The organism is Streptacidiphilus sp. EB103A, assembly GCF_041261405.1.
GTDB lineage: Bacteria > Actinomycetota > Actinomycetes > Streptomycetales > Streptomycetaceae > Streptacidiphilus.
In genome coordinates this window covers 83,763-110,576 of record NZ_JBGCAQ010000018.1, presented here as the reverse complement: position 1 = coordinate 110,576, position 26,814 = coordinate 83,763, and the positions used below count along the sequence as shown (strand labels likewise).

Sequence of the window (26,814 nt, the reverse complement as noted above, 5' to 3'; positions counted from 1 at the left end):
GTGGACCTCCTAGGCCGCGATGGGGCCGGTGGCGGCCGGGACGGTGGTGAGCGGGGTGGGCCCGTCGCCGACGGTGGTGGCGTCCACCACATTGCCGGCGTCGATCCGCTGGCGCCGGGAGAGCAGGTAGATCCAGACGCTGGCCCCGACGCCGATCAGCGCCAGCAGCACCTCGCCGACGGCGCCGCGGTCGACCAGCAGCGCGCCGCCGCCGCCCAGCAGCCCTGCGGCGGGAAGGGTGAGGCCCCAGGCGTAGGCCATCTTCCGGACCGTGGACCAGTTGACCCGGCCGGTGCGGCCGGCCTTGCCCGCGCCCATGATGCCGCCGGAGCAGACCTGGGTGGTGGACAGGCCGAAGCCCATGTGGGAGGAGGTGAGGATGACGGTGGCCGAGGCGGTCTGCGCGGCGAAGCCCTGCGGGGCCTCGATCTCGGCGATGCCCTTGCCCAGGGTCCTGATGATCCGCCAGCCGCCGATGTAGGTGCCGAGCGCGATGGCCAGCCCGGAGCTGACGATGACCCAGGTGGGAGGGTTGGACCCGGGGGCGACCGCACCGGCGGCGACCAGGGTCAGGGTGATCACGCCCATGGTCTTCTGGGCGTCGTTGGTGCCGTGGGCCAGGGAGACCAAGGAGGCGGAGGCGATCTGCCCGGCCTTGAAGCCCTTGGTGTTGACGTTCTCGCTGCCCTTGGCGGTGGTCCGGTAGGCGATCTTCGTCGCCCCCCAGGCGGCGACCCCGGCCACGATGGGCGAGGCGGCCGCGGGGATCAGGATCTTGGTGACCACGACGTCGAAGTGCACGCCGTGCATCCCCACCGACACCAGCGTGGCGCCGATCAGCCCGCCGTACAGGGCGTGCGAGGAACTGGACGGGATGCCCCGCAGCCAGGTGACCAGGTTCCAGATGATGGCGCCGATCAGTGCGGCGAAGACGACCGCGGGCCGGATGCCTGCCTTCTCGTCGACGAGTCCGCCGGAGATCGTTTTGGCGACGGCCACCGAGAGGAACGCGCCGGCCAGGTTGAGCACGCCGGAGATCGCGACCGCGACCTTCGGCCTCAGCGCGCCGGTGGCGATGGAGGTGGCCATCGCGTTGGCGGTGTCGTGGAAGCCATTGGTGAAGTCGAAGGCGAGGGCCGTGATGATCACGACGGTCACCAGGAACGAGATGTGTTCCATTACCAAACAATCGTCTCAGCGGAATTGTCGTGGCTGACCGTAGGGACATCGGGTGAACGGAAGGTGAACTCACGGCCGATCTGAAGTTGATGGGGACACCGAAACGGGGCGAATCGGGGCGCACCGCCATGGGGCGTCTGGGGAGTGGGAGACGGTTTCGTTCAACCGGCCTTCCAGAGAGAGCTGTGTCACATTCATCTGCCGCTGCTTCGCTGGGCACGGCTTCGGCCCTGGAGGCCGGTTGCGGCTGAGATCCAGGTGAGAAAGCTGGACGGCCACTGCCGTATGTCGGTACGGCATGGAAGGATCTCCGGGGCAGTGCACGGGGAGCGAGGGGAATGTCGGTGCGGGGCACAGGTGGCGGCAGCAGGGGCAGGGTCAGCGGCGCAACGCGGGTCAGGATTCAGAGCAGGATTCAGGGCACGGCGGGAGGGGCGGGCTCGCTGAACGCCGACACCAGGCCCTGGCTCAGCGGGGTCGTCCGCTGCGGACTGCTGCTGGTTGCGGCGTCACTGGTGGTCCTGCCGACGGCCGGCGCTTCCTTCGCCGCAGGCTCGACGGCGACCGCCACCGCGACGGCGACCGCGACGAACGGCTCGGTGGACGCGCTCACCCAGGCCGAGAAGACACTGCAGCCGATCCTGGACCAGCTGCACGCCACCTACCAGCAGGCCGAGGCGGCGACGCAGCAGTACGACCAGCTCTCCGAGCAGCTCAAGCAGGCCAACGCCGACGACGCCGAACTCCAGGTGCTGGTCGACAACGCGCAGATCTCGGTGGACAACGGCACCACCATCGCCGGACAGCTGGCCGCGGCCCAGTACCGCAACAGCGAGCTCTCCCAGCTGGGTCAGCTGCTCACGGCGAAGGATCCGGAGCAGGCGCTGCACACCGGAGAGTTGCTCTCGATGGCCGGGAAGTCCCAGGCCGCCTTCCTCGCGCAGCTCAGGACCGACCAGGCCGGACTGGTGCAGGCGAAGGCCGCCTCGGTCGCGGCCAAGGCGCACGCGGCGCAACTGGTCGCCGCCCAGGCCGTCCAGCGCGACACCATCAACAAGAAGCTCGACCAGATCCGCACCCAGGTCGCCACGCTCACCGGCGCCCAGCAGCAGGAACTCTCGCTGCTGGAGCAGAAGGACGCCAACGCGGCCCAGACCGCGCTGCTGGCCTCGGGCGTGCTCGGCAAGGGCAATCTGAAGCCCTCGGCCGCGGGGGCGGCGGCCGTCGCCTACGCCTTCCAGCAGCTCGGCGCCGAGTACGTCTGGGGCGGCACCGGTCCCTACGCGGCCGGGTTCGACTGCTCCGGGCTCACCTCGCAGGCCTGGCTGCACGCCGGTGTGGCCATCCCGCGCACCAGCGAGGAGCAGTGGGCGCAGCTGACCCACGTGCCGCTGAGCGCGCTGCGCCCCGGCGACCTCATCGTCTACTTCAGCGGCGCCAGCCATGTCGCCATCTACATCGGCGGCGGCCTGGTGATCCAGGCGCCGCACACCGGTGCGGTGGTGCATGTGACGCCGATGGCGGAGAACCCGATCCTGGGCGCGGTGCGGCCCGACCCGAACAGCCCCTCGCTCGGCTCCTACACCGCGCCGACGATCCCGGCGGGCGCGACCGGCGCCCAGCCGATCAGCCCCGGCCCGGTCACCGGCACGACGGGCGGCGGTTCGTCGAGCGGCGGCACGTCCACGACCGCGCCGGGCGGCACCTCGTCCGCGAGCAGCGCGCCGTCGTCGTCGAGCTCGCCCTCGGCCACGGCGAGCGCGAAGGCGAGCCCGTCGGCGACGGCTTCGGCCAGTGCCTCGGCTTCGGCTTCGGCCAGTGCGAGCGCCAGTGCCTCGGCGTCGTCTTCGCCCTCGGTCACGCCGTCGGCGAACGCCTCGTCGGTCGCGGCCTCGGCCGCGGTCGTGACGCCGTCCGGCTCAGCCTCGAACTGAGCCGGACCCCGGGCGGACTGAATCAGCGGACTGAATCAGCCGCGAACGGCCCTCGGTCCCGAGTCCTCCGCGAAGCGGATGACCACGGACTTGGAGGTCGGGGTGTTGCTGGTGTCGGCGGTGCTGTCGAGCGGCACCAGCACATTGGTCTCGGGGTAGTAGGCGGCGGCGCAGCCGCGCACGGTCGGGTAGAGCACCACCCGGAAGTGCGGCGCCCTGCGCTCCACGCCGTCCGCCCATTCGCTCACCAGGTCGACCAGCGCGCCCTCGGCGAGGCCGTGTTCGGCGGCGTCGTCGGGGTGCAGCAGGACCACCCTGCGGCCGTCCTTGATCCCGCGGTAGCGGTCGTCCAGGCCGTAGATCGTGGTGTTGTACTGGTCGTGCGAGCGCAGCGTCTGCAGCAGCAGCCGGCCCTCGGGGACCTCGGGCGCGGTCAGCGCGTTGACGGTGAAGTTGGCCTTGCCGGTCGCGGTGGGGAAGGCCCGCCGGTCGCGGGGGGCGTGCGGCAGGGCGAATCCGCCCGGCTGCTTGATCCGCTCGTTGAAGTCCTCGAAGCCGGGGATCACCCGGGCGATCCGCTCCCGGACGGTGCCGTAGTCGGCGGCGAACTCCTCCCAGGGGACCGGGTTCTCCGGGCCCAGGGTGAGCCGGGCCAGCCGGCAGATGATCGCCGTCTCGGAGAGCAGGTCGGCGGCGGGGGGCTTCAGCGCGCCGCGGGAGGCGTGCACCATGCCCATCGAGTCCTCCACGGTGACCTGCTGCGGGCCGCTCTCGCGGATGTCCTTGTCGGTGCGTCCCAGGGTCGGCAGGATCAGCGCCCGGGCGCCGGTGACCACATGGGAGCGGTTGAGCTTGGTGGACACGTGGACGGTGAGGCGGCAGCTCCGCATCGCCTCCTCGGTGACCTCGGTGTCCGGGGTGGCCGCGACGAAGTTTCCGCCCATCGCGAAGAAGACCTTCACCGTGCCGTCGCGCATGCCGCGGATGGTGTCGACCACGTCCAGGCCGTGCTCGCGGGGCGGGTCGAAGTGGAACTCCTTGCCGAGGGAGTCGAGGAAGGCCGCGCTCGGGCGCTCGAAGATGCCCATGGTGCGGTCGCCCTGGACGTTGCTGTGCCCGCGCACCGGGCAGACCCCGGCCCCGGGGCGGCCGATGTTGCCGCGCAGCAGCAGGTAGTTGACGACCTCGCGGATGGTCGGCACCGAGTGCTTGTGCTGGGTCAGCCCCATCGCCCAGCAGACGATGACCTTCTCCGACGCCAGGGTCAGTTCGGCCAGCTCGCGGATCTGCTGCTCGGGCAGGCCGGTGGCGGCCAGCACCTGGTCCCAGTCGGTGCTGCGGGCGTCCTCGGCCCACGCGTCGAAGCCGTGGCAGTGCTCCTCGATGAAGGCGTGGTCCAGGACGGTGCCGGGGGCCTTCTCCTCGGCCTCCAGCAGCAGCAGGTTGAGCGCGCGGAACAGGGCCAGGTCGCCGCCGAGGCGGATCTGCAGGAAGAGGTCGGTGAGCTTGGTGCCGTTGCCGACCAGGCCGCGGGCGTTCTGCGGGTTCTTGAAGCGTTCGAGGCCGGCCTCGGGCAGCGGGTTGACGCTGACGACCTTGGCCCCGGCGCGCTTGGCGCGCTCCAGCGCGGAGAGCATCCGCGGGTGGTTGGTGCCCGGGTTCTGCCCGGCGACGATGATCAGGTCGGCCTGGTAGAGGTCCTTGAGGTGGACGCTGCCCTTGCCGATGCCGATGGTCTCGGTGAGCGCGGAACCCGAGGACTCATGGCACATGTTGGAGCAGTCCGGCAGGTTGTTGGTGCCGAACTGACGGGCCAGCAGCTGGAAGGTGAAGGCGGCCTCGTTGCTGGTGCGGCCGGAGGTGTAGAAGGCGGCGCCGTCCGGGGTGTCGAGGGCTTTCAGCTCGTCGGCGACCAGCGCGAGAGCGGCCTCCCAGCCGATCGGGGTGTAGTGCGTCGCCCCCTCGTCCAGCAGCATCGGCGTGGTCAGCCGGCCCTGCTGGCCGAGCCAGTAGCCGGAGCGTTCGGCGAGGTCGGCGACCGGGTGCTCGGCGAAGAACTCCGGGCCGACCGTGCGCAGCGTCGCCTCCTCGGCGACGGCCTTGGCGCCGTTCTCGCAGAACTCGGCCGTATGGGTGTGGTCGGGCTCGGGCCAGGCGCAGCCGGGGCAGTCGAAGCCGTCCGGCTGGTTCAGCTTCAGCAGGGTGCGGACCGCGCGGGTGGCGCCCATCTGGGCGTTGGCGATCTTCGTGGTGTGGAACAGGGCGGGGAGGCCGGCTGCCGCGTGCTTGGGCGCCGAGACCTCGGGGCTGTCCTGCGCCGGATCCTGTGCGGGAGCCTTGCCGGCCATGTCGTCCTACCTCGGGTTGCGGGCAGCCTGCCACTGCCGGGACCGCTCAATCGCTCCAGTCTTTCACTGCCGGAGGGCATCCGGAACGGTGAGGTCCAGCACGCGACAGGTATCAGGCGGCTACTCGCCGGCCGGCTCCTCCAACTGCTCGACGGTGACATGGCCCATCGGCGGCTCGGGCAGCGGCTCGGGATCGTGGACGGAGACCTCGAGCGGCGGCGGGCTGGGGTTGCGCGGCTCGCGGACGCCCGCGTCGCCCGGGCCGCCGCCGCGGCGGATCGTCCAGATGACCACCGACGACCAGCGGGCCGCCAGCGATCCCGCGGCGGGAGACTGCCCGGAGACCACGCCGTCCATGGACGGCGGCGCGTCGGGATCGGGGCCCACCGCGATCAGCTGGGCGCGCCGCGCGAAGTCGCGGGCCTGCTGCGGGGACAGACCGATCAGGTCGGGGACGGTCACCAGGTGGGGCTGCGGGCCGGGACTGGACGCCATGCGTCCCAGGGTATGACCGCCGTCGGCGGTCGTCAGTCGGATCGTCAGACACAGCGCCGAGCTGACCGCTCCTGCCCGGGCTGTCCCCGTCCCGTCGACCGCCGGGAGGTGTGCGCCGTGCGGGACGGTGGGTACCACTCGGGGAAACCGTTCCGTTCCGTCCCGGCCGTCGATGGGATCATGGGAATGCAGAACGATCGCCGGGCCTTCGTACATTCGTCCCCCTCGCCCATTCCGACCTGTACCGGAGGTACACCAGTGAGCAGCAGCCTGGACGCATGGAAGCGCTGGCGCGACGACCGCGTGGTGGAGGCCCGCGCCCCGCACGGCCCGCTCGCCCTCACCGGGACGTACTGGCTGGCCGACCTGCGCGAGGGCGTGCCCGGGGTGCCGGGGCGCTGGGAGCTCCAGGGCAGCTGTGTGATCCTCACCGCGGCCCGGCACGACGGCCTGGAGGTCGACAACACCCGGCTGGACGGCTCGGTCCGGCTCTGTCCGGACACCGCGCCCAAGCCGTCCCTGCTCAGCCACGGCGGCCGACGGCTGCTGCTGATCCTGCGCGAGGGGGAGTACGCGGTCCGGGTCTTCGACCCGGCCTCCGAGGCCCGTGCCTCCTTCGCCGGCATCGACGCCCACCCGTACGCGCCGGAGTGGTCGCTGCCGGCCCGCTTCACCCCGTACCAGGAGGTCAGTAGGGTCGCCGTGGGCAACGCGGACGGCCGCGAGCGGGGCCTCGCTCTGGCCGGGACGGTCGCCTTCACCGCGCCCGGCGCGGCCGTCGAGACCACGCTGCAGGTCAGCCAGGGCGAGGACGGCACATTGAGCGCGGTCTTCGCCGACGCGGGGAGCGACCGGGACGGCGCCTTCCGCTTCCGCTTCCTCGCCCTGCCCGCCCCCTCGGCCGGGGCGGGCGCGACCGTGCTCGACCTCAACCGGGCCTATCTGCCGCCCTGCGCCTTCGCCGACCACTTCATCTGCCCCTTCCCGCCCCCGGGCAACACCCTGCCCTTCGCGGTGCCTGCGGGGGAGAAGCGGGTGCTGAAGCACTGAGTGGCGCCCGGGGTGGGCAGGATGCGGGGATGGACGACGATCAGCACGAAGCCCGCCCCCGCCCCGACTTCCTCACCAAGCCGGTCCTCAGCGGTGACCTGGTCCTGCTGCGGGCCGTGACCGAGCTGGACCTGCCCGCGCTGCGGCCGATGCTGGCGGACCCGGAGGTCGCCCGGCTGACCGGGAGCCAGAGCGGGGCGCCGGAGGAGGCGCGGCTCCAGGCCTGGTACCGGACCCGGATCGGGCAGGACGACCGGCTGGACCTCGCGGTGGTGGAGCGCGGCACCGGGCAGTGCGTGGGCGAGGCGGTGCTGAACCAGTGGGACGGCCCCAACGAGAGCTGCAACTTCCGCATCGCGCTCGCCCCCGGCGCCCACGGCCGCGGCCTGGGTACCGAGGCGACCCGGCTGATCTGCGGCTACGGCTTCGAGAAGCTGGGGCTGCACCGGATCTCGCTGGAGGTGTACGCCTTCAATCCGCGCGCCCGGCGGGCCTACGAGAAGGCCGGCTTCCGCGCGGAGGGCGTGCTGCGGGACGCGTTGCGGTGGGACGGGCAGTGGGTGGACGCGGTGGTGATGTCGATGCTGGCGGGGGAGGACCGTCCGGATGGTGGCGCAGGCTGGACGGATCGTTCCCGAAGTTGATATAGATCGGACCTCCTGGCGACGGTGGACGACCGGACCGTCCTGATCGCAAAGGTGGTGGTGCAGGTGCGATTCCTGCGCGTAGGACCCTCGGGCGCGGAACGACCCGCCCTCCTGGGGAGCGACGGCGTGACGGCGTACGACCTGTCCGGCGTCACGCCGGACATCGACGGCCGCTTCCTCGGACGGCTGCTCGACGGCGGGGCCGCGGCGCTGGCGGAGTTGGCCGAGCAGGGCGGGCTGCCGCTGCTGGAGCTCGCCGGGCAGCGGATCGGCGCGCCGGTGGCGCGTCCGCCCAAGGTGGTCTGCGTCGGCCTGAACTACCGGGACCACGCGGCCGAGGCCGGGGCGGAGATCCCGGCCGAACCGGTGCTCTTCATGAAGGCGAGCAGCACCGTCGTCGGCCCCGACGACGAGGTGCTGGTGCCGCGGCGCAGTGAGAAGACCGACTACGAGGTCGAGCTGGCGATCGTGATCGGGCGTACCGCCCGGTACCTGGACGCGCCCGCGGACGCCGACTCGGTGATCGCGGGCTATGCGCTCAGCAACGACGTCTCCGAGCGTGAGTTCCAGATCGAGCGCGGCGGCACCTGGGACAAGGGAAAGTCCTGCGAGACCTTCAACCCGCTCGGCCCCTGGCTGGTCACCCCGGACGAGATCCCCGACGTACAGCGGCTGGTGCTGCGCACCACCGTGAACGGGGAGCTGCGGCAGCAGGGCAGCACCGCGGACATGATTTTCACGGTGCGTCACATCGTCTGGTACATCAGCCAGTTCATGGTGCTGGAGCCCGGTGACGTGATCAACACCGGTACCCCGGCCGGGGTGGCGATGGGCCGGCCCGACAAGGCGTACCTGCGGCCGGGCGACGTCATGGAACTCTCCATCGACGGCCTCGGCACGATGCGGCAAACGCTGGGCAAGGCCTGAGGCGCGGGTTCCTGACGGATCTTCGGCTGCGGCGTCTGCCTGGTTGATCGCGCAGTTCCCCGCGCCCCTGAGGTAGTGCAACTGGGCCAGTTGCAGACCCTTAGGGGCGCGGGGAACTGCGCGGCCAACCAGGCAGACGCCGCAGCCAAGGTCCATCAGAAACCCCCCGCGCCACCGCCCGACATCCCCCGCAGCACCTCCGCGCACTGCGGATCGTGCAGGGCCGACACCGCGAACATGGCCATGAACTCGTCCACCAGCCAGTCCCGCAGCTCCGCCGCGGAGCCCACGCCGGGCTCTCCCGGTTCCTGACGGCCGCTGTCCAGCCAGGTCAGCGCCGTCGTCTCCACCACCGAGATCCAGGAGCGCAGCAGCAGGGCGAGCCGGGGGCCGGGGTGCTCGACCCGCAGCTGCTCGACGATGTTGCGGTAGGCGGCCCGGCGCACCTCGTCCACGATCGCGGTGGTGCGCTCGGTCTCGGTGGCGGAGCCGCCCCGCAGCAGCGCGCCGTAGCCCGCGGCGTGGTCGCCGACGAAGCCGAAGTACCGGTCCAGCACGTGCCCGAGCCGCTCGGCCGGTCCGCCGTGGGTGTGCGCGGCGAAGCGGGCCGAGAGCTCGTCGGCGGCGGTGCGCAGTGCGGCCTCGTACAACTGCTGCTTGCCGCCCGGGAAGTAGCGGTAGACCAGCGGACGGGAGGCTCCGGCGGCGACCGCCACGTCGTCGAGCGAGACCTCCTCCGGTGCGTGCCGGCTGAACAGCTCCAGCGCCACCGCGATCAGCTGCTCCCGCCGCTGCTCCACCGGCATCCGCCGGTACGGAGCCCGCTTCGCCCGGGGCGGACGGGGCTGCGCGGGCTCGACGGCTGCGGGCTCGGCGGCGGCGGGGGCGTCCATGGCCCCACCCTATGCGCCGGTGCGGACCGGTCCGGCGGCCGTCAGCCCAGCAGCCCCGAACGGCGCCACGCGGCGCGGTCCAGCGCGCTGTGGATCACGCCTGTCTCCTCCAGGAACGAGGTCAGTTTCTCCGCGCTCCAGCGCATGGTCTCCCGGCGGTGCTCGCTCTGCCGCGCCTGGCGCATCGCCTCCTCCACATCGAGCCCGACCGCCGCGTACACCTTGGGATGGACCAGGGCCCGCGCCACCACGACCGAGGCCTCGCCGGAGACGGTGCGGGTGAGCTGACGCTCCCAGGCCGGGCAGGTCGCCATCTGCCGGCGCAGCTCCTCGCGGGCGTAGCGGACGTGCCGGGCCTCCTCCACCACATGGATCCGGGTGATGCCGCGGACCAGCGGCTGCACGGTCTCGTCTGGGAAGGTCTGCCGCTGGATCCGGTCGAGGATCTCCTCCACCAGGAGGGTCGCGGTGAAGGCGCCGGGGGTGGTCGCGGTGGTCTTCAGCACCCGGCCGAGGAAACGGGTGGTCCCGCCGGGGCCGTAGTAGGGGGTGCCCAGCTTGGTGACCATGCGCGCGAACATGGTGGAGTGACGGCACTCGTCGGCCATCTCCGTCAGCGCGTAGGTGACATGGCGGGTGCGCGGGTCCATGTCGTAGATGTGCCGGGCCAGCAGCTGCATCAGGATGACCTCGAACCAGACGCCCGCGGAGGCGAGGCTGGCCGCCTCGTGCCGGGAGAGTTCGATCCGGCGCTCCTCGGAGAGCCGGTTCCAGATCGGGGTGCCGTACAGGGAGACCATCCGCTCGGGCAGGAACCACTTGCCGGGTTCGAGCGGCGCGTCCCAGTCGAGCTCGGTCTCCGGGTCGTAGGAGTGCTTCGCCGACGCCTCCAGCAGGCGTTCCGCCACCCGTTCACGGTCGGTCAGCAGTGCAGACCCGCTCTTCTCCGCCATGACGACGCCCTCCCTCGGTCCGGCTCCTCCCTCTTATGAGACTGCATGTCAGCAAGAGCGTCAATCCCCCTTCCCGGGCGCGTCCGTGCTGCCGGGTTCGAACGGGCCACGACAATGACTGCATGACTTCGGAGGCGACGACGCAGGCGCCATGGGCGCGTCGATGGAGCGGCGCGGCCTGGCGCTTCGTCCGGGCCGCCCCCGGGACCTGCCTCTACCTCCTCATCCTCGGGGCCAACACCTTCGCCCTGGTGCAGATGTCTCCGAGGTTCCGGAGGTACTTCCTGTTCAGCCACAGCACCAATCTGGTCGAACTGCGGCACCACCCGATCAAGGTGCTGATCAGCAGCGCCTTCTGGACCGCGACCCCGAGCTTCGCCTACTGGCTGCCGCTCTTCCTGCTCTTCCACGTCCCGGTCGAGCGCTGGCTCGGCACCCTGCGCTGGCTCGCCGTCGTCGCCATCGCGCACATCGTCGCCACCCTGGTCAGCGAGGGCACCGTGAGCGTCCTGATCAGCATGGGCAGGCTTCCGCACAGCACCACGCACACCATCGACATCGGGGTCAGCTATGGGCTCTCGGGCTCGGTCGGTGTGCTCACCTGGTTCTTCGCGCGCCCACTGCGCTGGTGGTACCTGGGCGCGGCGACGGTCTTCTTCGCGCTGCTGTTCGCCGTGGAATGGGACTTCACCGATCTCGGGCACCTCACCGCCTTCCTGCTCGGCGTCGCCTGCTATCCGATCACCCGGGGCGTCCCCGGCGGGAACTGGCGACCGCACCGGCGTTCGCCCAGCCGTTCGGACGCCGACGGACTGTCACCACTGCGCAGTGGTGCGACAGGATGACGGCATGGCCGACTCATCCGCACCCAGCGCACCCCACGCCCCCCGTACGCCCCGTCAGATCGCCGACGCCCATGTCGACGCCTGCGCCGCCCTCGACCCCGGGGTCGCCGCGAGCCTCGGCGTCAACCTGGACGACGACCGCCAGCCCGACCTCTCTCCGGCGGGCTTCGAGGCCGCCGACGAGCTGGACCGCCGCACCCTGGAGGCGCTCGCGGCCCTCCCCGCCGCCGTGCGCGCCGACCCGGCCGAGGCCGCCTGCGCCCGGCTGCTCGCCGAACGCCTCGGCGCCCGCCGGGCCGTCCACGCGGCCGGGGACCACTTCCGTTCGCTGAGCAACATCGCCTCGCCGGTGCACCAGATCCGGCAGGTGTTCACCATCGTCCCGACCGCGACCGAGCAGGACTGGTCGGTCGTGGCCGGGAAGCTGCGCAACACCCCGGCCGCACTCCAGGGATACCAGGCCACACTGACAGAGGGCCTGCGGCGAGGGCTGTACTCCGGGCCGCGCCAGGTGGAGACGGTGATCGGACAGTTCGACGGCTGGATCGGCAGCGGCGCCGGCGGCAGCTGGTTCGCCGACTTCGTGGCCAAGGGCCCCGACGCGCTGCGCCCCGAGCTCGACCGCGCCGCCGGCCTGGCCACCGCCGCCACCGCGGACTTCCGCGACTGGCTGCGCGACAGCTACGCCCCCGCCGCCGCGGACGCGCCCGACATCGCCGGGCGCGAGCACTACCTCCGTTCCTCCCGCTACTGCACCGGCGCCGATCTCGACCTGGACGAGGCATACGCCTGGGCCTGGACCGAGTTCCACCGCCTGGACGCCGAGATGCGGGTCGAGGCCGACCGGGTCAGGCCCGGGGCCGCGCCGCTGGAGGCCGTCGAGCACCTGGAGGCGCACGGGCACGCGGTCAAGGGCGTCGAGGGCATCCGCAGCTGGCTCCAGCAGCTGATGGACGAGGCCGTCGCCGCGCTCGACGGCACCCACTTCGACCTGGACGGGCCGCTGCGACAGGTCGAGGCGATGATCGCCCCCGCGGGCAGCGCGGCCGCGCCCTACTACACCCGGCCCAGCCTGGACTTCGCCCGTCCGGGCCGGACCTGGCTGCCCACCCTGGACCGGGAGACCTTCCCGACCTGGCAGCTCGTCAGCACCTGGTACCACGAGGGCGTTCCCGGCCACCACCTGCAGCTGGCCCAGCGGATGCGCTGCGCCGGCAGCCTCTCCCGGTTCCAGATGACCCTCGGCAGCGTCAGCGCCGAGACCGAGGGCTGGGCGCTCTACGCCGAGCGCTTCATGGACGAGCTCGGCTTCTTCACCGACCCCGGCCGCCGGCTCGGCTTCCTGGACGAGCAGATGCTGCGCACCATCCGGGTGATCATCGACATCGGCATGCACCTGGAGCTGGTGATCCCGGCCGACTCCCCGTTCCACCCCGGCGAGCGCTGGACCCCGGAGCTGGCCACGGCCTTCTTCGCGGCCTACAACGGCAGCCCGGCCGAGATGCGGGAGAGCGAGATCGTCCGCTACCTCGGCTGGCCGGGCCAGGCCATCGGCTACAAGCTCGGCGAGCGGGCCTGGCGGGCCGGCCGCGAGCGGGCCAGGGCCCGGCGGGGGGCCGGCTTCGACCTGAAGAGCTGGCACATGAAGGCGCTGTCGCAGGGCGCGTTCGGCCTGGACGACCTGACGGAGCAGCTGGCCGCGCTCTGATCCGCCCGCCAATTCGGGGACAGCACGGACATTGTCGGTGGCAGCGTCTAACGTGGCTCGCACGCAGGTTCCGGCGAGGAGGTCATGCACGATGTCCGACATCTCTTCCGAGGACAGTCGACTCGTCTCCGTGGTGGTGTACGCCTCGGGTGCGGTCTGCCGCCGCCGTGCCCTGATCCGGGCCCGGAGCGGCCCGGGTCCGTTCCGGATCGCGCTCGGCGGGCTGCCGCTGGCGCTGGACCCGTACAGCCTGCGGGCCTGCGTCGTCTCCGGGCCGGAGCGGCTGCGGGTGCTCGATGTGCGGCGCGAGGTCGAGGCGGCGCTGCCCTCGGTAGAGGACCTGTCGCCGCTCCGGCGCGCCTGCGACGAGGCGGAGGAGGCGGCGGACGCGGCCGGGGCGGCCCGGGCGGCGCTGGCCGCACAGGTGGAGCACATCGCCGCGCTGCGCGCCGTCCCGCCGCCCCCGCGCCGGGGCGACCCGCCGCGGCGCGCGCCCGCGGACGCGCTGCTGGCGCTGGCCGACTTCGTCGACACCCGGCTGGGGGAGCTGCAACAGCGGCTGCTCGCGGCCGAGGACGCCGAGCGGGAGGCCCGGCGCGAGGCGGAGATCGCCCGGCGCCGGCTGCGCGCCGCATCGGGCGCGCTGCCCACCGAACAGGTCAGACCGAGTACGACGGTGGTGCTGACGCTCGATCAGGCCGAAGCCGCTGGAGCCGGCGAGGCATCGGAGATCGAGCTGGAGCTGGAGTACGGCGTCCCGGGCGCGACCTGGACGCCGACCTACCATCTGCGGCTGGAGGGCGTCCACAGCGACACCCCGGACGGCAGTCTGGCCATGCGCGCCGTCGTCGCCCAGCGCACCGGCGAGGACTGGACCGGGGTCCGGCTCGGCCTGTCCACCGCCGACCTGCGCCGCCGGACCGAACTGCCCGAGCTCCGCTCGCTACGGCTGGGCCGCAGGCAGAACGAGGTGGCCCCGGTGCTCTGGCGGGAGCCCCCGGCCGGGCTGGGCGAGCTGTTCACGGGGTACGACGCGGCTCCGAAGCCGGGGGGATCGGCCGCGGCCTGGGCCGAGGAGGACTCGGAACCGTCCCTGGACGTGAGCAGCGTGAGGTCGGTGCGGGCGCGATCGGCCGACACGTTGGGTGGGCAGGTGCCCTTCCCGCAGGCCATCGCTCCGCAAGCGGCTCCGATGCCCGCAGGTCCGCCGCCTCCGGGAGCAGCGATGTACGCGGAGCCGATGCGCAGCATGCGCGCGCCCGCCGGTCCGTCCGGCGGCTACGGCGGGCCGCCCCAGGCCAAGAAGGAGTTCGCGGCCGCCGTCCAGCAACCCGCCCCCGACCAGGCCCTGCGCGACCTCGCCCAGCTCGCCCTGGCCGGTCCGGACGAGCCGGCGGCCCAGCGCGGACTGCTGCGCTCCGAGGCGGCGGCCCCCGGCGCGTCCGTGACCGAGCACCGGCGGCGGGCGGAGTCCGTCGCGCGGCTGGCGCTGCCGCCGCGCTCGGTGCCGGTCCGCAGTTCCGCCGGGTCCTTCGACCACCGCTACGACACCGCGGCCACCGTGGACGTCCCCGCCGACGGCGCCTGGCACACGGTGCCGGTGCTGGAGTTCCCGGTCGAGCTGTCCGCCGAGCACATCTGCGTCCCGGCCATCGACCCCCGGGTCTACGCGGCCGTGCGGCTGGGAAACACCAGCCCGCACGCCCTGCTGGCCGGGGCGGCCGAGGTCACCGTGGACGGCGCCTATCTGATGACGGTTCAACTGCCGACCCTCGCCCCCGGGCAGCACCGCCGGGTCGGCATCGGGGTGGTCGAGAGCGTACAGGTGGCCCGGCACACCCGGATGCGGGAGTCGACGGCGGGGCTGCGCGGCGGCACGATCGTGCTGGAGCACTCGGTCGAGATCGAACTCGCCAACCGGCTCGGACGCCCGGTCACCGTGGAGGTCCGCGAGCGGGTCCCGGTCGGCGGCGACAAGGACGTCAAGGTCGAGGAGCAGCAGGCGGTGCCGCCGTGGACGGTGGTGCCGCCCGAGCAGGACGAGCGGCACCAGCGCGGGATGCGGGTCTGGCGGGTCACCCTGGAGCCGCACGCCAAGCGGCAGTTGAATGGTGGCTACGCGGTCAGGATCCCGGCGGCGAAGGCCGTCGTCGACGGCAACCGAAGGCTCTGATGGCCGAACAGGAGGAGCTGAGGAGCATGGGCGAGACGACCAAGGACGGCGCGATCCCCTGCCCGGTCACCGCGGTGACCCTGCTGGAGGACCGGGCCGAGCTCTCGCGCACCGCCGTGCTCGACGCCGGACTGCCGGCCGGCACCCACCGGCTGCGTCTCGGCCCGGTCGGCCCGCTGGCGGTGGACCGCTCCCTGCGTGCCGAGTTGGCGGCGTCGGGGGCTTCGTCGGGAGCGGCGGGTCCGGCGGCCGAGATCCGCGATGTGCGTCTGGTCCGGCTCTACACCCCGCCGCCCGAGGGGGCCCCGGGCCCGGACGCCTCGGCGCTGCGCCACCGGGTGCACGAACTCGGCGAGCAGCTGCGCCGGTTGGAGGCCGACCGGGAGCGCACCGGGGCCCGGGTCGCGGTGCTGGCGCAGCTCCTGGAGGAGCTGCGCCGGGACATCGCCGAGGGCGCCGGCGCCGGTGCGGCCGACCCCGAGCGCTGGACGACTGAGCTGGACCGGGCCTACGACGAGTACACCCGGCACACCGACGCGCAACGGCTGCTGCTGCGCCGCGTCGACCGGACCCGTACCGAACTCGGCAGCGCCCGGGAGGCGTTGGACGCGGCCGAGGAGCAGCCGCTGGTGCTGTCCGCCTTCGTCGACGTGGTGATCGAGGTGGGCGAACCGCTGCCGGAAGGAGCCAGGCTGCAACTGGTGCACCTCACCCCCTGTGCGCTCTGGCGGCCCGCCTACCGCGCCGAACTGTCGCCCGACGGGACGTCGCTCGCGCTCCGGTGCGACGCGGTCGCCTGGCAGCGCACCGGCGAGGACTGGACCGGCGCGGACCTGTCCTTCTCCACCGCCCGGACCACTCTCGCCGCCGAACCGCCGCAGCTGGGCGAGGACGTCCTGCTGCTGGTGGACCGCACCCCGGAGGAGCGTAAGACGATCGAGGTGGACCTGCGGGAGGTCGACATCCAGACTGTGGGCCCTGCGGAGGACGGCTCGGCCGAGTCCTCCGCCGGGTCGGCCGCCTCCTCGGCCGGTGCGCTCGCCCTCCCCGGGGTGGACGACGGCGGCGAGGCGCGGCTGCTGGTCGCGCCGGCTCCGGTGGACCTGCCCTCGGACGGGCGGGCGCACCGGATCGGGCTGGCCTCGGCGACGCTGCCGGCCACGGCCGAGTACAGCTGCGCCCCGGAACTGTCCGCCCTGGTCACCCAGGTCGCCCGGTTCCGGAACAGCACCGGCCAGGTGCTGCTCTCCGGCCCCGTCGACCTGATCCGGGGCAGCGGTTTCGTCGGCCGCGGCGAGCTGCGGTTCACCGCCGAGGGAGCCCCCGCCGAGCTGTCCTTCGGCAGCGAGGACACCTTCCGGGTGACCCGCTCGGTCGAGGAGTCCCGCGACACCACGGCGGTCACCGGACGCACCGTCATCACCCGTACGGTCCGGCTCGCGCTCTCCCGCTTCGCGCCGGCGGACGCCCCGCCGCTGGCGGTGGTGGTGCGCGAGCGCATCCCGGTCTCCGAGATCACCGCGGTCGAGGTCCGCCTCGACAAGGAGCGCAGCTCGCCGCAGCCGGACGGCGCGGACGCCGACGGCATCGTCCGCTACGACCTCACCCTGGCCGCCGACGACCGCCGCACCCTGACCCTGGGCTACGAGATCACGGCGTCACGGGCGGTGGCCGTCTGAGCCGGTGCGCTACGAGCCCTCCACCATCTGCTCCAGCCGGGCCCGGTGCATGATCAGCCGGTCCGGGTCGGCCGGCGCCTCCGCCTCGCCGAAGTGCAGCTGCCGGTAGCCGATCCGCAGCATCACCACGGCGTGTCGCAGCGCCGCGTAGAGCAGATGGAACTCCATGTCGCGCGGGGTGTGGCCGGTGAGCTCGGCGTAGCGGGCGCAGATCCGGCCGGGTTCCAGGAAGTCCGGCATCCCGGGGAGGCCCGAACTCTCGGTCAGGTCCTGGAAGAAGCGGTGCAGGAAGATCAGCCAGGCCAGGTCGAGTTCGCGCGGGCCGAGCGAGGCCATCTCCCAGTCGAGCACCCCGACCGGGTCGAAGCCCTGGTAGACGATGTTCCCGACTCTGGCGTCGCCCCAGCTCAGCACGGTCGGGCCTTCGTCCTGGGGCCAGATCTGCTCCAGCCGGGCGAAGGCCCGCTCGATCAGCGGGGAGCGCGGCCGCCCGTCCACCACCCAGGCGTAGTAGTCGCGCTGCGCGTCCACATGCCGACGCAGCGGGCTGCGGAACGACCCGTGCGGACCGGTGGGCGCGAGGAAAGCGGCCTCCTCGGCCGGGACGGTGTGCAGCCCGGCGAGGACCTCCAGGGTGGCCTGCTCCAGATGAGCGCGCTCGGCGGGGGAGGCGTCGAACAGCCAGTTCCCGCCGTAGGTGTAGGGCATCACATCCGGAGGCACCCGGCCCTCCAGCCGTTCCATGACGAATCCGGCCGCGCCCAGCGGCTTGGGGTCGGTCTCCAGCCGCAGCAGCCGCGGCACCGGCACCTTGGTCCGCTCGGCCACCAGCTGGATGGCCCGGTACTGGCGCTCCATGTCGTAGTGCGGGAACACCGCGTAGGCGTTGGTGTCGGCGGCCAGCCGCAGCACGCAGGGCTGGGTGGTCCGGTCCGGTCGATCCAGGTCGAACAGCACCGTCTCGCTGGACATCCCGTTCGTCGGCGGCACGGTCAGCCCGCCCACCGTCGCCCCCGGCAGCCAGTCGGCCACCCAGGCCGCGAGGCGGCGTCGCAGCTCGGCGGGGTCACGGGTGGTGGTACGGGGACGCGGGGCCTGCGGCGCGGCCGGCATCAGCGCGGACCCCCGTCCGACACGGACGCAACGGCGTCTTGGGCAACGGCGTCTTGTGCAACGGCGTCTTGTGCAACGCTGTCGAAGCCGGTGAAACCGCTCGGGTCGTGGCGGCCGAAGCTGCCGTGCTCGAAGATCCCGTAGCCGACCTCGCCGTCCAGGGTGAACCGCGCCGCATGGTCGGTGACTCCGTAGGCGGCCGGCCCCAGCCCCTTTCCGTCGCCGAGCTGGTACACCGTGCGTTCGCTCCAGCCCCGGCCCTGCCAGGTCCCGTGCTGCCAGTCCTGCGCGGGCGGGTACCCGGCGCCGACCGCCAGCGGGCTGCCGAGCAGCACCTCGGCCCGGATCTCCAGCGGTTTGCGGGCGGCGTCGGTGAGATGGATCACCGCCGAGCGCGGCTCCCTGCTCCCCGGCGCGTAGGCGATGTCGACGTACGGCCAGCCCAACTGCTCGTCCCTGCGCCCGCTGCCGTCCCGGTGGACCGCCACCGCGTCGGTGAGGGTGCGGTAGCCGTCCGGGTCCTCCTGGAGCACCACCATCACCATCCGGTCCTGGAACCTGATCGGGCACCAGACCCAGTGGAAGCCCTCGGTGCGCTGCTCCTCGGCGGCGCGCCCCGGCTGCTCACCGGGGATCGGGCGGACGCCCCAGCTGCGGTCCCGGGTGCCGGTCCAGCCGTCCGGGGTGACGGTGTACTCGACGCCGGCGGCGCGGATGGTGCCGGAGGGGGCGCCCGCCTGAACGAAGCGCCGCCCCTCCAGGGTGAGCCGGTCGCCGGTGCGGGCCACATGGTGCGGCTCCCACAGGGCCGGGAACTCCGCCTCCCAGGTCAGGTCGAAGCTGAGCCCCTCCTCGGCGCCGGCGCCCCCCGCAGCGGCGCCCTGATCACTGGGGTCCGGCTCGCAGACCAGCCGCAACGTCCGCAGCGGCCTGCGCACCTCGATCCGCAGCGGGCCGACGGACAGCTGCATCCGGTCCTCGCCCAGCGCGTCGGACGCCCGGACGGCGTGCAGCCGGTCGCCGGTGCGCAGGGTGGCGTAGGCGTCGATCACCCCGGTGTTCGGGTAGACCCCCAGGCCGGTGATCAGCAGCGCGCCGCCGTCGTGGTCGAACACATGGAAGATGCAGCGGTCGTAGGCGTTGCGGTCCCCGGTCGCGACATGGCGCATCGAGAGCGGCACCTGGTGCACCGGGTACTCGTCGAGGGGTACCGGGCGGTCGGCGTTCGCGTGCTGGGACATGACGGGCCTCCCCGGGGCAGCGTTAGCTGACGGTACGTCAGAAGGGGTCGTCCGGGCCATACCCCTGCAGCCGTCCGGGCGGCCCGGCGTCAAGAATCCGTCAAGGTTCGGCGGACCCGCGCAAGGGAACCGTCAACCTTCGCGGCAGCCCACCTGACGTGCTGTTTCCTGACGTTGGATGCGGATGGTGCGGTTGGCGCGGTGAAGGCTCGGCTCGGGGAAGCCAGGAAAGGGAAGCCCGTTGGCACGGTACGGCGGCAAGGGTCGGCTGAAGGTCTTCCTCGGTGCCGCGCCCGGTGTCGGTAAGACCTACCGGATGCTGGACGAGGCGCGGCGCCGGGTCGAGCGCGGTACCGATGTCGTGGTGGCCTTCGTGGAGTGCCACGGCCGTCGCAGCACCGAGGAGAAACTGGCCGGTCTTGAGGTTCTGCCGCGGCTGACGCGGGAGTACCGGGGCGTGTCGTTCACCGAGATGGACCTGGACGCGGTGCTGGCGCGGCGTCCGGAGGTGGCGCTGGTGGACGAGTTGCCGCACACCAATGTGCCCGGTGGCCGGCACGCCAAGCGGTGGCAGGACATCCAGGAGCTGCTGGACGCCGGGATCGACGTACTGACCACGGTGAACGTCCAGCATCTGGAGTCGCTGAACGACGTGGTCGAGAAGATCACCGGGGTGCCGCAGCGGGAGACGGTGCCGGACGAGGTGGTGCGGCGGGCGGACCAGATCGAGCTGGTGGACGTGGCGCCGGAGGGGCTGCGGCGCAGGATGGCACACGGCAGCATCTACGCCCCGGAGAAGGTGGACGCGGCGCTGTCGCACTACTTCCGGGTGGGCAATCTGTCGGCGCTGCGGGAGCTGGCGCTGTTCTGGCTGGCCGGGCGGGTGGACGAGGGGCTGCAGAACTACCGCGCCGAGCACGGGATAGCGGCGGTGTGGGAGACCCGGGAACGGGTGGTGGTGGCGCTGACCGGCGGCCCGGAGGGGGAGACCCTGATCCGCCGGGCGGCACGGATCGCGGCGCGGGCGGCCGGCGGCGACCTGCTCGCGGTGCACGTGGCGCGCAGCGACGGCCTGGCCGACGCCAACCCGGCGGCGCTGGCCGCGCAGCGGCGGCTGGCGGAGAGCCTGGGCGGGAGCTACCACTCGGTGGTGGGCGACTCGGTGCCGCGGGCGCTGATCGACTTCGCCCGGGCCGAGAACGCCACCCAGCTGGTGCTGGGCACCAGCCGGCGCGGCGCCCTGATGCGTTCGCTGACCGGGCGCGGCATCGGGGAGACGGCGGTCGAGCTGTCCGGCGACATCGACGTCCACATGGTCACCCATGAGCAGTCCGGGCGCGGCCGGCGGCTGCCGGTGCCGGGCCGGCTGCACTCGCCGTCGCGGCGGATCGCCGGGCCGCTGGCCGGGCTGGTCACCCCGTTCCTGCTCACCGCGCTGCTCAGCCAGACCAGGGGTACAGTCAACCTGACCAGCGACATCCTGGTGTTCCTCGTCGCGGTGGTGGGGGTGTCGCTGCTGGGCGGGGTGATCTCGGCGCTGGTGGCGTCGCTGATCGCGTCCTTGCTGCTGAACTACTACTTCATACCGCCGATCCACAGGTTCACCATCAACGATCCCAACAACCTGCTGGCGCTGGTGGTCTTCGCGGTGGTGGCGATCGTGGTGGCGGTGGTGGTGGACCGGGCCGCGCGGCTGGCGCGGCGGGCGGCGCGGGCCACGGCCGAGGCGGAGACGCTGTCGGCGCTGGCGGGCAGTGTGCTGGGCGGGGCGAGCGCGGTGGAAGCGCTGCTGGACCGGCTGCGGGAGACCTTCGGCATGGCGTCCGTCGAACTGCGCGACACCGAGGGTGAAGGCGACACCGAGGGTGAAGGCGACACCGGGGGTGAAGGCGGCTCCGGGCCGGAGCCCGCCCGGGAGGGCGAGGCAGTGGAGCAGGTCCCGGTGGGGGACGACGCGGTGCTGGTGCTGCGCGGACGGCCGCTGCCGGCCGCCGACCGCCGGGTGCTGGCGGCGTTCGCCGCGCATGTCGCGGCGGCGCTGGACCGGGCGCGGCTGGCGGAGGTGGCCGCAGAGGTGGAGCCGGTCAAGGCCGCCGACCGGATGCGCACCGCGCTGCTGGCCGCGGTCAGCCACGACCTGCGCACCCCGCTGGCGGTGGCGATGGCCTCGGTCAGCTCGCTGCGCAGCCAGGACGTCCAGTTCTCGTCCGAGGACCAGCAGGAGCTGCTGGCCAGCGCCGAGGAGTCGCTGGGCAAGCTCAACCGCCTGGTCGACAACCTGCTGGACATGAGCCGGCTCCAGGCCGGCGTGCTGCCGATGGACCTGCAGCCCACCGCGCTGGAGGACGTGCTGTCCGCCGCGGTGGACTCGCTGGCGGACGGCAGACCGCCCAACCTCAGGGTGCAGGGCCTGGAGGAGGCCCCGGCTGTGCTCGCCGACGGCCCGCTGCTGGAGCGGGTGGTCGCCAACCTGGTCGCCAACGCGCTGCGCCACGGCGGCGACGCCCCGGTCCTGGTCACCGCGAGCGCGCTGGCCGGGCAGGTCGAGTTCCGGGTCGTCGACCACGGACCCGGGCTGCCCGAGGACGACCGGGAGCGGGTGTTCCTGCCGTTCCAGCGCTTGGGCGACACCGACAACGGCAGCGGCGTCGGACTCGGGCTCGCCCTCTCCCGCGGGCTCACCGAGGCCATGGGCGGCACCCTCGTCCCCGAGGACACCCCCGGCGGCGGCCTGACCATGGTCCTCTCCCTGCCCGCGCCCGCATCCGCGCCCGCATCCGCGTCCTCCTACGCGACGGCTCCGGACGGAGAAGCGCACCCGTGACCCGAGTCCTCATCGTGGACGACGAACCGCAGATGCTGCGGGCGCTGCAGATCAACCTCGAAGCCCGCCAGTACACCGTCGCCACCGCCCCGGACGGCAGGCGCGCCCTGGACGAGGCCGCCGCCAGCCCGCCGGACGCGGTCATCCTCGACCTCGGCCTGCCCGGCCTGGACGGGACCGAGGTGATCCGCGCGCTCAGGGTCTGGAGCGCGGTCCCGGTCATCGTGCTCTCCGGACGCTCCGGTGCGGCCGACAAGGTCATCGCCCTGGACGCCGGCGCCGACGACTATGTGACCAAGCCCTTCTCGATGAACGAACTCCTGGCCCGGCTCCGCGCGGTGCTGCGCCGCCCGGCCTCGGACGAGCCGATCGGCGGCAGCGCGGTGATCGGCGACCACACCGTGGACCTGGCGAGCTGCACCGTCCGCCCGGTCCCGATCCGGCTCACCCCGACGGAGTGGCGCATCCTCACACTGCTGGTCCAGCACCCCGGCCGACTGGTGACCGGCCGTCAACTCCTGCTGGACGTCTGGGGTCCGGGCCATGAGCGCAAGACCAACTACCTCCGTGTCTACCTGGCCGGGCTGCGCCGCAAGCTGGAACGCGACCCGGCCCACCCCCGGCACCTGCTGACCGAACCGGGGATGGGCTACCGCTTCGAGCCCTGAGCGCAGCGGTCATGATCGGCCCCGCCCCGGCGGGGCCTCACGCTACCGTTGCCCAGGGGGCGGACGGGCTCCGAAGACCGGGGGTGGCGGCATGGTTGATCCGGTGTCAGTTGCGGCGGTGACGTCCGTGCTCGGCGCGGTCAGCGGCGGGATGGCGAACGAGGCGGGCAAGCGGGCCTGGGAGTCGGTCGGCGCTCTGGCCCGGCGGGTCGCCGGGCGGCAGGTGCCGGCTCCGGCCGGGGTGACCGAACGGGAGGCCGTGGCGCGGCTGCTGCTGGACGGCGCCCGGCGCGACCCGGCGCATGCGCGGGCGCTCGCCGCCTGGATGCGCGGCGCCCCGCAGACCGGGACGGCCACCGCCGCACCGCACCTCCTGCCCGCCTCCACCCGGTTCTTCACCGACCGTCGCGAGGCGTTGCGGCAGCTCGACCGTGAGGCCGCACGCAGGCAGGACGGCCGGCCCCGGCTGGTCCTGCTGCACGGCCCCGAAGGCATCGGCACCAGCGCCCTCGCCGTGCACTGGGGAGCCAGGGAGGCGCAGCGCTTCCCCGACGGCCGGCTCTACGCCGACCTGCTCGGCGACTCGGCGGCGACCGCGCTCGATCCGGCGGTGGTGCTCCAGCGCTTCCTCGGGCAGCTGCTCGGCGTGGGCCCCGAGGAACTGCCGCCCGGCACCGGGGACCGGGTCGATCTCTTCCGTGTGCTGCTGGCGGACCGGAAGCTGCTGGTGGTGCTGGACCACGCGCACTCGGCGGCCCAGGTCCGTCCGCTGCTCACCGCCGCACCCGAGGTGGTCACCGTCGTCGTCGCTCGGCACCCGCTGCCCGGCCTGGACGCGCTGCGCATCGGGGTGGGGCCGCTGGACCGGGAGGACGCGGTCCGGCTGCTCACCGACCTCGCCGGAAAGCAGGCGGTCGCCGCGGCCAGGGCCACGCTCCCGGCCGTGCTCGAACGCTGCGGCGGTTCCCCGCTCGCGCTGCGGGCCGCAGCGCCGCGGCTGTCCGCTACCCCGCTCCTCGGTGTCGCGAACGATCCGGTCCGCGCCGCGGCCGAACAGGCCTACCGCGAGCTGACACCCGAAGTTTCCTCCGGCTACCGCCGGTTGTCGCTGCGCCCGTGGCCCTCGCTGGGTCCGAGGACGGTGGCGGCCGCGCTCGGCACCGGCCTTCCGGAGGCCGCCGCGCTGCTGGAAGCGCTGGCCGACCGCCAGCTGCTGGAGTACACCGGGACGGAGGCGGGCGCCGCCCGCTACCGCTACCGCCCGGTGCTGCGCAGGCATGCCGAGGAGTGTGCGGTGCGCGAGGACGGGATAGCGGCCTGCTCCCGGACCGTGGCCAGGACCGTCGAGGGGCTGCTGCGATTCGCCGTCCGGGCCGATCGAACGCTGCTGCCGGAGCGCTGGCACCTCGGACCGCTCTACGCCGAGTTGGCGGCGGAGGCCGTTCCCGACCCCGATTCCTTCGCGGACCCCGGCGCCGCGATGGCCGCCCTGGAAGCCGAGCTCGGGAACCTCCTGGAAGCCGTCCGTGCTGCGGACGAGTTCGGAGACCCGTCCACCGTGTGCCAGCTCACCGAGACACTGTGGGCGCTCCAGTTGAAGGCCGGGCATCACACCGAGCTGCTGCCCGCCCTGCGCGCGAGCGCACGCGCCGCCGCAGCCGCCTTCCCCGGCACTCGAACGGCCGGTCGAGCGCACACCCAACTGGCCTTGGCTCTCGTCGAGTTGCAGCAGTACGAGGAGGCTGAGCAGGAGCTGCTGGCCGCGGCGGAGGACGAGCAGCAGGCTGGTCATCTGCGCGGCCGGGCCACCGCCGTCGAGTCGCTGGGGCTGCTCAGGCTGCGCCAGTGGCGCTTCCAGGAGGCGGCCGACCTCTTCGACGAGGCAGGCAGGGTGCTCGACGGCATCGGCCCGGATTCCGCCGGCGAGGGCGCGTCCGACCTGCCGCGCGCCCGGGCCCTGCTGCAGCGCCACCGCGGACGCGCCCTGCGCGGGCTCGGGCGCCTGCAGGAGGCGCGCGAGGCACTGGGATTCGCGCTGCGCTTCTTCCGCGCCACCGCCACCGCCGAGCCCTACAACGCCGCCCGCACTCTCACCGACCTGGCCGAGACCTGGCTGGACGGCAGCCCGGACGCCGCCGCCCGCGCGGCCGCGCTGCCGCTGGTGGAGGAGGCGATCACCGCACTCGCCGCCGAGCAGGCCCGCTACCACCTGGCGCATCTGCAGCGGCTGCGCGAGCGCTGCCTCAGTCCGGACAGCTGAACCCATCGACCGTCACCGTCACCAGGTGCGGTTGTGCTCCGGTCCGTACCGTGGTCAGCTCCTTGGCCTCACCGCCCCCGGCCAGCCAGGCGTGCAGCGCCGAAGCGAAGACGAGCGGGTCCGCCGTCCGCGGGCCGGCGTCGATCCGCAGCACGGACCCGTCCCTGGTGCGCACGGTGCAGCTGCCAGGACCGGTGGCGTACGCCGCCAGCGCGCACTGCGGATGCCGGGCCAGGACCCAGGCCGTCCACTCCTCCGGCGATCCCAGCCGGGGGTCGTCGGCGGGTCCGTCCCGGACGATCACATCGGCGAGCTCCAGCAGGCCGGGGTCGAGGGTGTCCTCATGGACGGCCGTGTGGGCCTCCCAGCCCGCTCCTCCGGCGGTCGCCGGCCCTCCGTCCGCGCGGCGTACCACGGCCACCTCCCCGGGGACCGCCTCGCGGATGCGGGTCAGCACCCGTAGCGGGGCCGTCAGCCGGGGCGGCTGGTACGGCGGCAGCGGCAGCCGGTCCAGCAGCGCGGGGCCGCCGTCCGGCTCGGGTATGCCGATCAGCCGGTAGAAGGTGCGCCGCAGCAGCGCCGCCGCCCGGCCCGGCTCGGAGGTGGTCAACCCGGCCGGCCCCGGCAGCGGCTGATGCCGGCTCAGCAACCCCTCCAGCTGTCCGGCCAGCGGCGCGTAGGGGTCGAGCCGGGGCGCGGTGCTGATGAACTCCGCGACCGGCGTGCCGGCGCCCAGCGCCGTCAGCGACGCCGCGCCGAGCAGGACGGGGGTGCCGATCGCCGCCGCGTAGTAGCTGACCGAGCCGAAGTCCCCGATCAGCACGTCCGCCGCGATCAGCGCCTGCCGCCAGCCCTCCAGCGGGTCGATCAGGGTCAGCCCGGCCCGGCGGGCCCGGTCCAGCCAGATCGCGATCTGGCCGGGGCCGTGCCCGTGCCAGATGTTGGGGTGCAGCACGGCCGCGCAGCGGTACTCGTCCGCCGGGAGGTCGGCGGCCAGCCTCCGCAGCAGCAGGGGGAGGACGTCGTCACGGCCGCCGTCCCCGAACAGCGACTCCGGGTTCCAGGTCGAGTTCAGCAGGACCAGCCGCTGGCCGTCGCGCAGGTCCAGCGCGCGGCGGAAGCGGTCCCGGTAGGGGAGGGCAGCGAGGATCCGGTCGAAGCACGGATCTCCGCCGAGCACCGCCGCGGGAACCGCCTCGGGGCAGTCGGCGCGCAGCCGTTCGAGCTGCTCGGGATGGGAGAGGACGAGCGCGTCCGCGACGGGGCGGCCGTCCTCGCCGAGGAGCCATTCGCGCGAGAGCCCGAAGACCGGCGCTCCGGTGTCCGGTGTCCGGTGTCCGGTGTCCGGTGTGGACAGCGTCTTATTGTAGCCGACCCCGTGCGAGAGAACGGCCAACTTCCCTTGTATCAAGCCAAGTTGACCCCCGAGGCTGGCCGAGACGGCCAGGTCCACCGGCGTCTCCAGCGCCTGCTCCCAGGGCAGCACCGGCAGCCCGACCTCCGCCAGCAGCTCGGCCATCCCGCCCTGGAACGCCGACGATCCGGTGCAGGTCGCCAGCAACTGCACCCGCAGGTCGTCGCGGAACAGCGGAAGCACATCCAGCAGCCGGGTCGCCGAGGTCACATTGTGCGCGACCAGCAACACCCGCCGACACCGCCCCCGCGTCGCCCACCGCCCGGCCCCCACCCCCACCGGCACCCTCAGCCACCCCGCACTCCCCACCATGCGCAGAACCTATCCCCGTGCCGCCTATCGTGGCGAAGGGCAGCTTCGCATCGCGCAGCGGTGTCACCTCGGCTCTATGCCCCGATTGGGCGGTGAGCGTTCAAGCACGGTGCGGTCCCGGGGCGACCCAGGTCCCGGAGTCGCGCTTGGT

General features: G+C 73.2%; 19 protein-coding genes. 11 read left to right on the top strand and 8 right to left on the bottom strand.

Features of this window, described 5'->3' with window-relative positions:
- Window positions 1-9 precede the first annotated feature (9 nt).
- On the bottom strand, window positions 10-1,179 hold the full coding sequence (locus ABH941_RS27995; RefSeq protein ID WP_370132314.1) for an anion permease: 1,170 nt from the start codon (window positions 1,177-1,179) through the stop codon (window positions 10-12).
- A gap of 344 nt (window positions 1,180-1,523) precedes the next feature.
- Here ABH941_RS27995 and ABH941_RS27990 point away from each other — a divergent pair, with 344 nt between their 5' ends.
- Entirely contained in the window at window positions 1,524-3,113 is a 1,590-nt protein-coding gene (locus ABH941_RS27990) for an NlpC/P60 family protein (RefSeq protein WP_370132313.1), read from the top strand.
- A gap of 35 nt (window positions 3,114-3,148) precedes the next feature.
- Here ABH941_RS27990 and ABH941_RS27985 read toward each other — a convergent pair whose 3' ends face one another.
- Together ABH941_RS27985 and ABH941_RS27980 are read right to left on the bottom strand one after the other, a co-directional pair.
- Window positions 3,149-5,461 (bottom strand): FdhF/YdeP family oxidoreductase, encoded by a 2,313-nt coding sequence (locus ABH941_RS27985; protein ID WP_370132312.1) that lies wholly within the window; start codon window positions 5,459-5,461, stop codon window positions 3,149-3,151.
- 120 nt (window positions 5,462-5,581) lie between these two features.
- Window positions 5,582-5,956 (bottom strand): PASTA domain-containing protein, encoded by a 375-nt coding sequence (locus ABH941_RS27980; RefSeq protein ID WP_370132311.1) that lies wholly within the window; start codon window positions 5,954-5,956, stop codon window positions 5,582-5,584.
- Between the two features lie 258 nt (window positions 5,957-6,214).
- Here ABH941_RS27980 and ABH941_RS27975 point away from each other — a divergent pair, with 258 nt between their 5' ends.
- The 3 genes from ABH941_RS27975 (at window position 6,215) to ABH941_RS27965 (ending at window position 8,580) form a co-directional block, all read left to right on the top strand.
- Window positions 6,215-7,006: a DUF1684 domain-containing protein gene (locus ABH941_RS27975; RefSeq protein WP_370132309.1), complete on the top strand. Its 792-nt coding sequence runs from the start codon at window positions 6,215-6,217 to the stop codon at window positions 7,004-7,006.
- Window positions 7,007-7,035: 29 nt separating this feature from the next.
- A complete protein-coding gene (locus tag ABH941_RS27970; protein ID WP_370132308.1) occupies window positions 7,036-7,650 on the top strand; it encodes a GNAT family N-acetyltransferase in 615 nt (204 codons plus the stop codon).
- Between the two features lie 66 nt (window positions 7,651-7,716).
- A complete protein-coding gene (locus tag ABH941_RS27965) occupies window positions 7,717-8,580 on the top strand; it encodes a fumarylacetoacetate hydrolase family protein (RefSeq protein ID WP_370132419.1) in 864 nt (287 codons plus the stop codon).
- A 155-nt stretch (window positions 8,581-8,735) separates the two neighbouring features.
- On the opposite strand, the gene ABH941_RS27960 is transcribed toward ABH941_RS27965, so the two are convergent.
- Together ABH941_RS27960 and ABH941_RS27955 are read right to left on the bottom strand one after the other, a co-directional pair.
- On the bottom strand, window positions 8,736-9,473 hold the full coding sequence (locus ABH941_RS27960) for a TetR/AcrR family transcriptional regulator (RefSeq protein ID WP_370132307.1): 738 nt from the start codon (window positions 9,471-9,473) through the stop codon (window positions 8,736-8,738).
- Window positions 9,474-9,514: 41 nt separating this feature from the next.
- Window positions 9,515-10,426, bottom strand: a complete 912-nt coding sequence (locus ABH941_RS27955; RefSeq protein ID WP_370132306.1) for a diiron oxygenase — start codon at window positions 10,424-10,426, stop codon at window positions 9,515-9,517.
- Between the two features lie 122 nt (window positions 10,427-10,548).
- Here ABH941_RS27955 and ABH941_RS27950 point away from each other — a divergent pair, with 122 nt between their 5' ends.
- From ABH941_RS27950 to ABH941_RS27935, 4 genes are all read left to right on the top strand, one after another.
- Window positions 10,549-11,271 carry a rhomboid-like protein gene (locus ABH941_RS27950; protein ID WP_370132305.1) on the top strand — a complete coding sequence of 241 codons (723 nt, stop codon included), beginning with the start codon at window positions 10,549-10,551 and terminating at the stop codon, window positions 11,269-11,271.
- Between the two features lie 4 nt (window positions 11,272-11,275).
- Complete coding sequence (locus ABH941_RS27945) at window positions 11,276-12,979, top strand: DUF885 domain-containing protein (RefSeq protein WP_370132304.1); 1,704 nt, start codon at window positions 11,276-11,278, stop codon at window positions 12,977-12,979.
- Window positions 12,980-13,070: 91 nt separating this feature from the next.
- Entirely contained in the window at window positions 13,071-15,152 is a 2,082-nt protein-coding gene (locus ABH941_RS27940; RefSeq protein WP_370132303.1) for a DUF4139 domain-containing protein, read from the top strand.
- A gap of 26 nt (window positions 15,153-15,178) precedes the next feature.
- On the top strand, window positions 15,179-16,831 hold the full coding sequence (locus ABH941_RS27935; RefSeq protein ID WP_370132302.1) for a DUF4139 domain-containing protein: 1,653 nt from the start codon (window positions 15,179-15,181) through the stop codon (window positions 16,829-16,831).
- Window positions 16,832-16,840: 9 nt separating this feature from the next.
- Here ABH941_RS27935 and ABH941_RS27930 read toward each other — a convergent pair whose 3' ends face one another.
- Together ABH941_RS27930 and ABH941_RS27925 are read right to left on the bottom strand one after the other, a co-directional pair.
- The gene (locus ABH941_RS27930; RefSeq protein WP_370132301.1) at window positions 16,841-17,944 is read right to left on the bottom strand and encodes a phosphotransferase family protein; all 1,104 of its coding nucleotides are present in this window, start codon (window positions 17,942-17,944) and stop codon (window positions 16,841-16,843) included.
- Window positions 17,944-19,185 carry a hypothetical protein gene (locus ABH941_RS27925; protein WP_370132300.1) on the bottom strand — a complete coding sequence of 414 codons (1,242 nt, stop codon included), beginning with the start codon at window positions 19,183-19,185 and terminating at the stop codon, window positions 17,944-17,946. Before ABH941_RS27925 ends, ABH941_RS27930 begins: the two co-directional genes overlap by 1 nt.
- A 316-nt stretch (window positions 19,186-19,501) precedes the next feature.
- On the opposite strand from ABH941_RS27925, the gene ABH941_RS27920 reads away from it, so the two are divergent.
- The 3 genes from ABH941_RS27920 to ABH941_RS27910 all read left to right on the top strand — a co-directional run bounded on the left by ABH941_RS27920 (window position 19,502) and on the right by ABH941_RS27910 (window position 24,937).
- Window positions 19,502-22,009, top strand: a complete 2,508-nt coding sequence (locus ABH941_RS27920; RefSeq protein ID WP_370132418.1) for a DUF4118 domain-containing protein — start codon at window positions 19,502-19,504, stop codon at window positions 22,007-22,009.
- Window positions 22,006-22,677 carry a response regulator gene (locus tag ABH941_RS27915; protein ID WP_370132299.1) on the top strand — a complete coding sequence of 224 codons (672 nt, stop codon included), beginning with the start codon at window positions 22,006-22,008 and terminating at the stop codon, window positions 22,675-22,677. Before ABH941_RS27920 ends, ABH941_RS27915 begins: the two co-directional genes overlap by 4 nt.
- A gap of 91 nt (window positions 22,678-22,768) precedes the next feature.
- Window positions 22,769-24,937 (top strand): tetratricopeptide repeat protein, encoded by a 2,169-nt coding sequence (locus ABH941_RS27910; RefSeq protein ID WP_370132298.1) that lies wholly within the window; start codon window positions 22,769-22,771, stop codon window positions 24,935-24,937.
- Here the strand turns inward: ABH941_RS27910 and ABH941_RS27905 are convergent.
- Window positions 24,921-26,663 (bottom strand): hypothetical protein, encoded by a 1,743-nt coding sequence (locus ABH941_RS27905; protein ID WP_370132297.1) that lies wholly within the window; start codon window positions 26,661-26,663, stop codon window positions 24,921-24,923. The two genes, ABH941_RS27910 and ABH941_RS27905, sit on opposite strands and share 17 nt — an antisense overlap.
- Window positions 26,664-26,814: the final 151 nt, after the last annotated feature.

What these genes read in the sequence shown, in the direction of transcription:
- ABH941_RS27995 (WP_370132314.1), bottom strand. Translation starts at nt 1,179, where the DNA reads ATGGAACACATCTCGTTCCTGGTGACCGTCGTGATCATCACGGCCCTC.
- ABH941_RS27985 (WP_370132312.1), bottom strand. Translation starts at nt 5,461, where the DNA reads ATGGCCGGCAAGGCTCCCGCACAGGATCCGGCGCAGGACAGCCCCGAG.
- ABH941_RS27980 (WP_370132311.1), bottom strand. Translation starts at nt 5,956, where the DNA reads ATGGCGTCCAGTCCCGGCCCGCAGCCCCACCTGGTGACCGTCCCCGAC.
- ABH941_RS27970 (WP_370132308.1), top strand. Translation starts at nt 7,036, where the DNA reads ATGGACGACGATCAGCACGAAGCCCGCCCCCGCCCCGACTTCCTCACC.
- ABH941_RS27960 (WP_370132307.1), bottom strand. Translation starts at nt 9,473, where the DNA reads ATGGACGCCCCCGCCGCCGCCGAGCCCGCAGCCGTCGAGCCCGCGCAG.
- ABH941_RS27955 (WP_370132306.1), bottom strand. Translation starts at nt 10,426, where the DNA reads ATGGCGGAGAAGAGCGGGTCTGCACTGCTGACCGACCGTGAACGGGTG.
- ABH941_RS27950 (WP_370132305.1), top strand. Translation starts at nt 10,549, where the DNA reads ATGACTTCGGAGGCGACGACGCAGGCGCCATGGGCGCGTCGATGGAGC.
- ABH941_RS27945 (WP_370132304.1), top strand. Translation starts at nt 11,276, where the DNA reads ATGGCCGACTCATCCGCACCCAGCGCACCCCACGCCCCCCGTACGCCC.
- ABH941_RS27940 (WP_370132303.1), top strand. Translation starts at nt 13,071, where the DNA reads ATGTCCGACATCTCTTCCGAGGACAGTCGACTCGTCTCCGTGGTGGTG.
- ABH941_RS27935 (WP_370132302.1), top strand. Translation starts at nt 15,179, where the DNA reads ATGGGCGAGACGACCAAGGACGGCGCGATCCCCTGCCCGGTCACCGCG.
- ABH941_RS27930 (WP_370132301.1), bottom strand. Translation starts at nt 17,944, where the DNA reads ATGCCGGCCGCGCCGCAGGCCCCGCGTCCCCGTACCACCACCCGTGAC.
- ABH941_RS27925 (WP_370132300.1), bottom strand. Translation starts at nt 19,185, where the DNA reads ATGTCCCAGCACGCGAACGCCGACCGCCCGGTACCCCTCGACGAGTAC.
- ABH941_RS27920 (WP_370132418.1), top strand. Translation starts at nt 19,502, where the DNA reads ATGCTGGACGAGGCGCGGCGCCGGGTCGAGCGCGGTACCGATGTCGTG.
- ABH941_RS27910 (WP_370132298.1), top strand. Translation starts at nt 22,769, where the DNA reads ATGGTTGATCCGGTGTCAGTTGCGGCGGTGACGTCCGTGCTCGGCGCG.
- ABH941_RS27905 (WP_370132297.1), bottom strand. Translation starts at nt 26,663, where the DNA reads ATGGTGGGGAGTGCGGGGTGGCTGAGGGTGCCGGTGGGGGTGGGGGCC.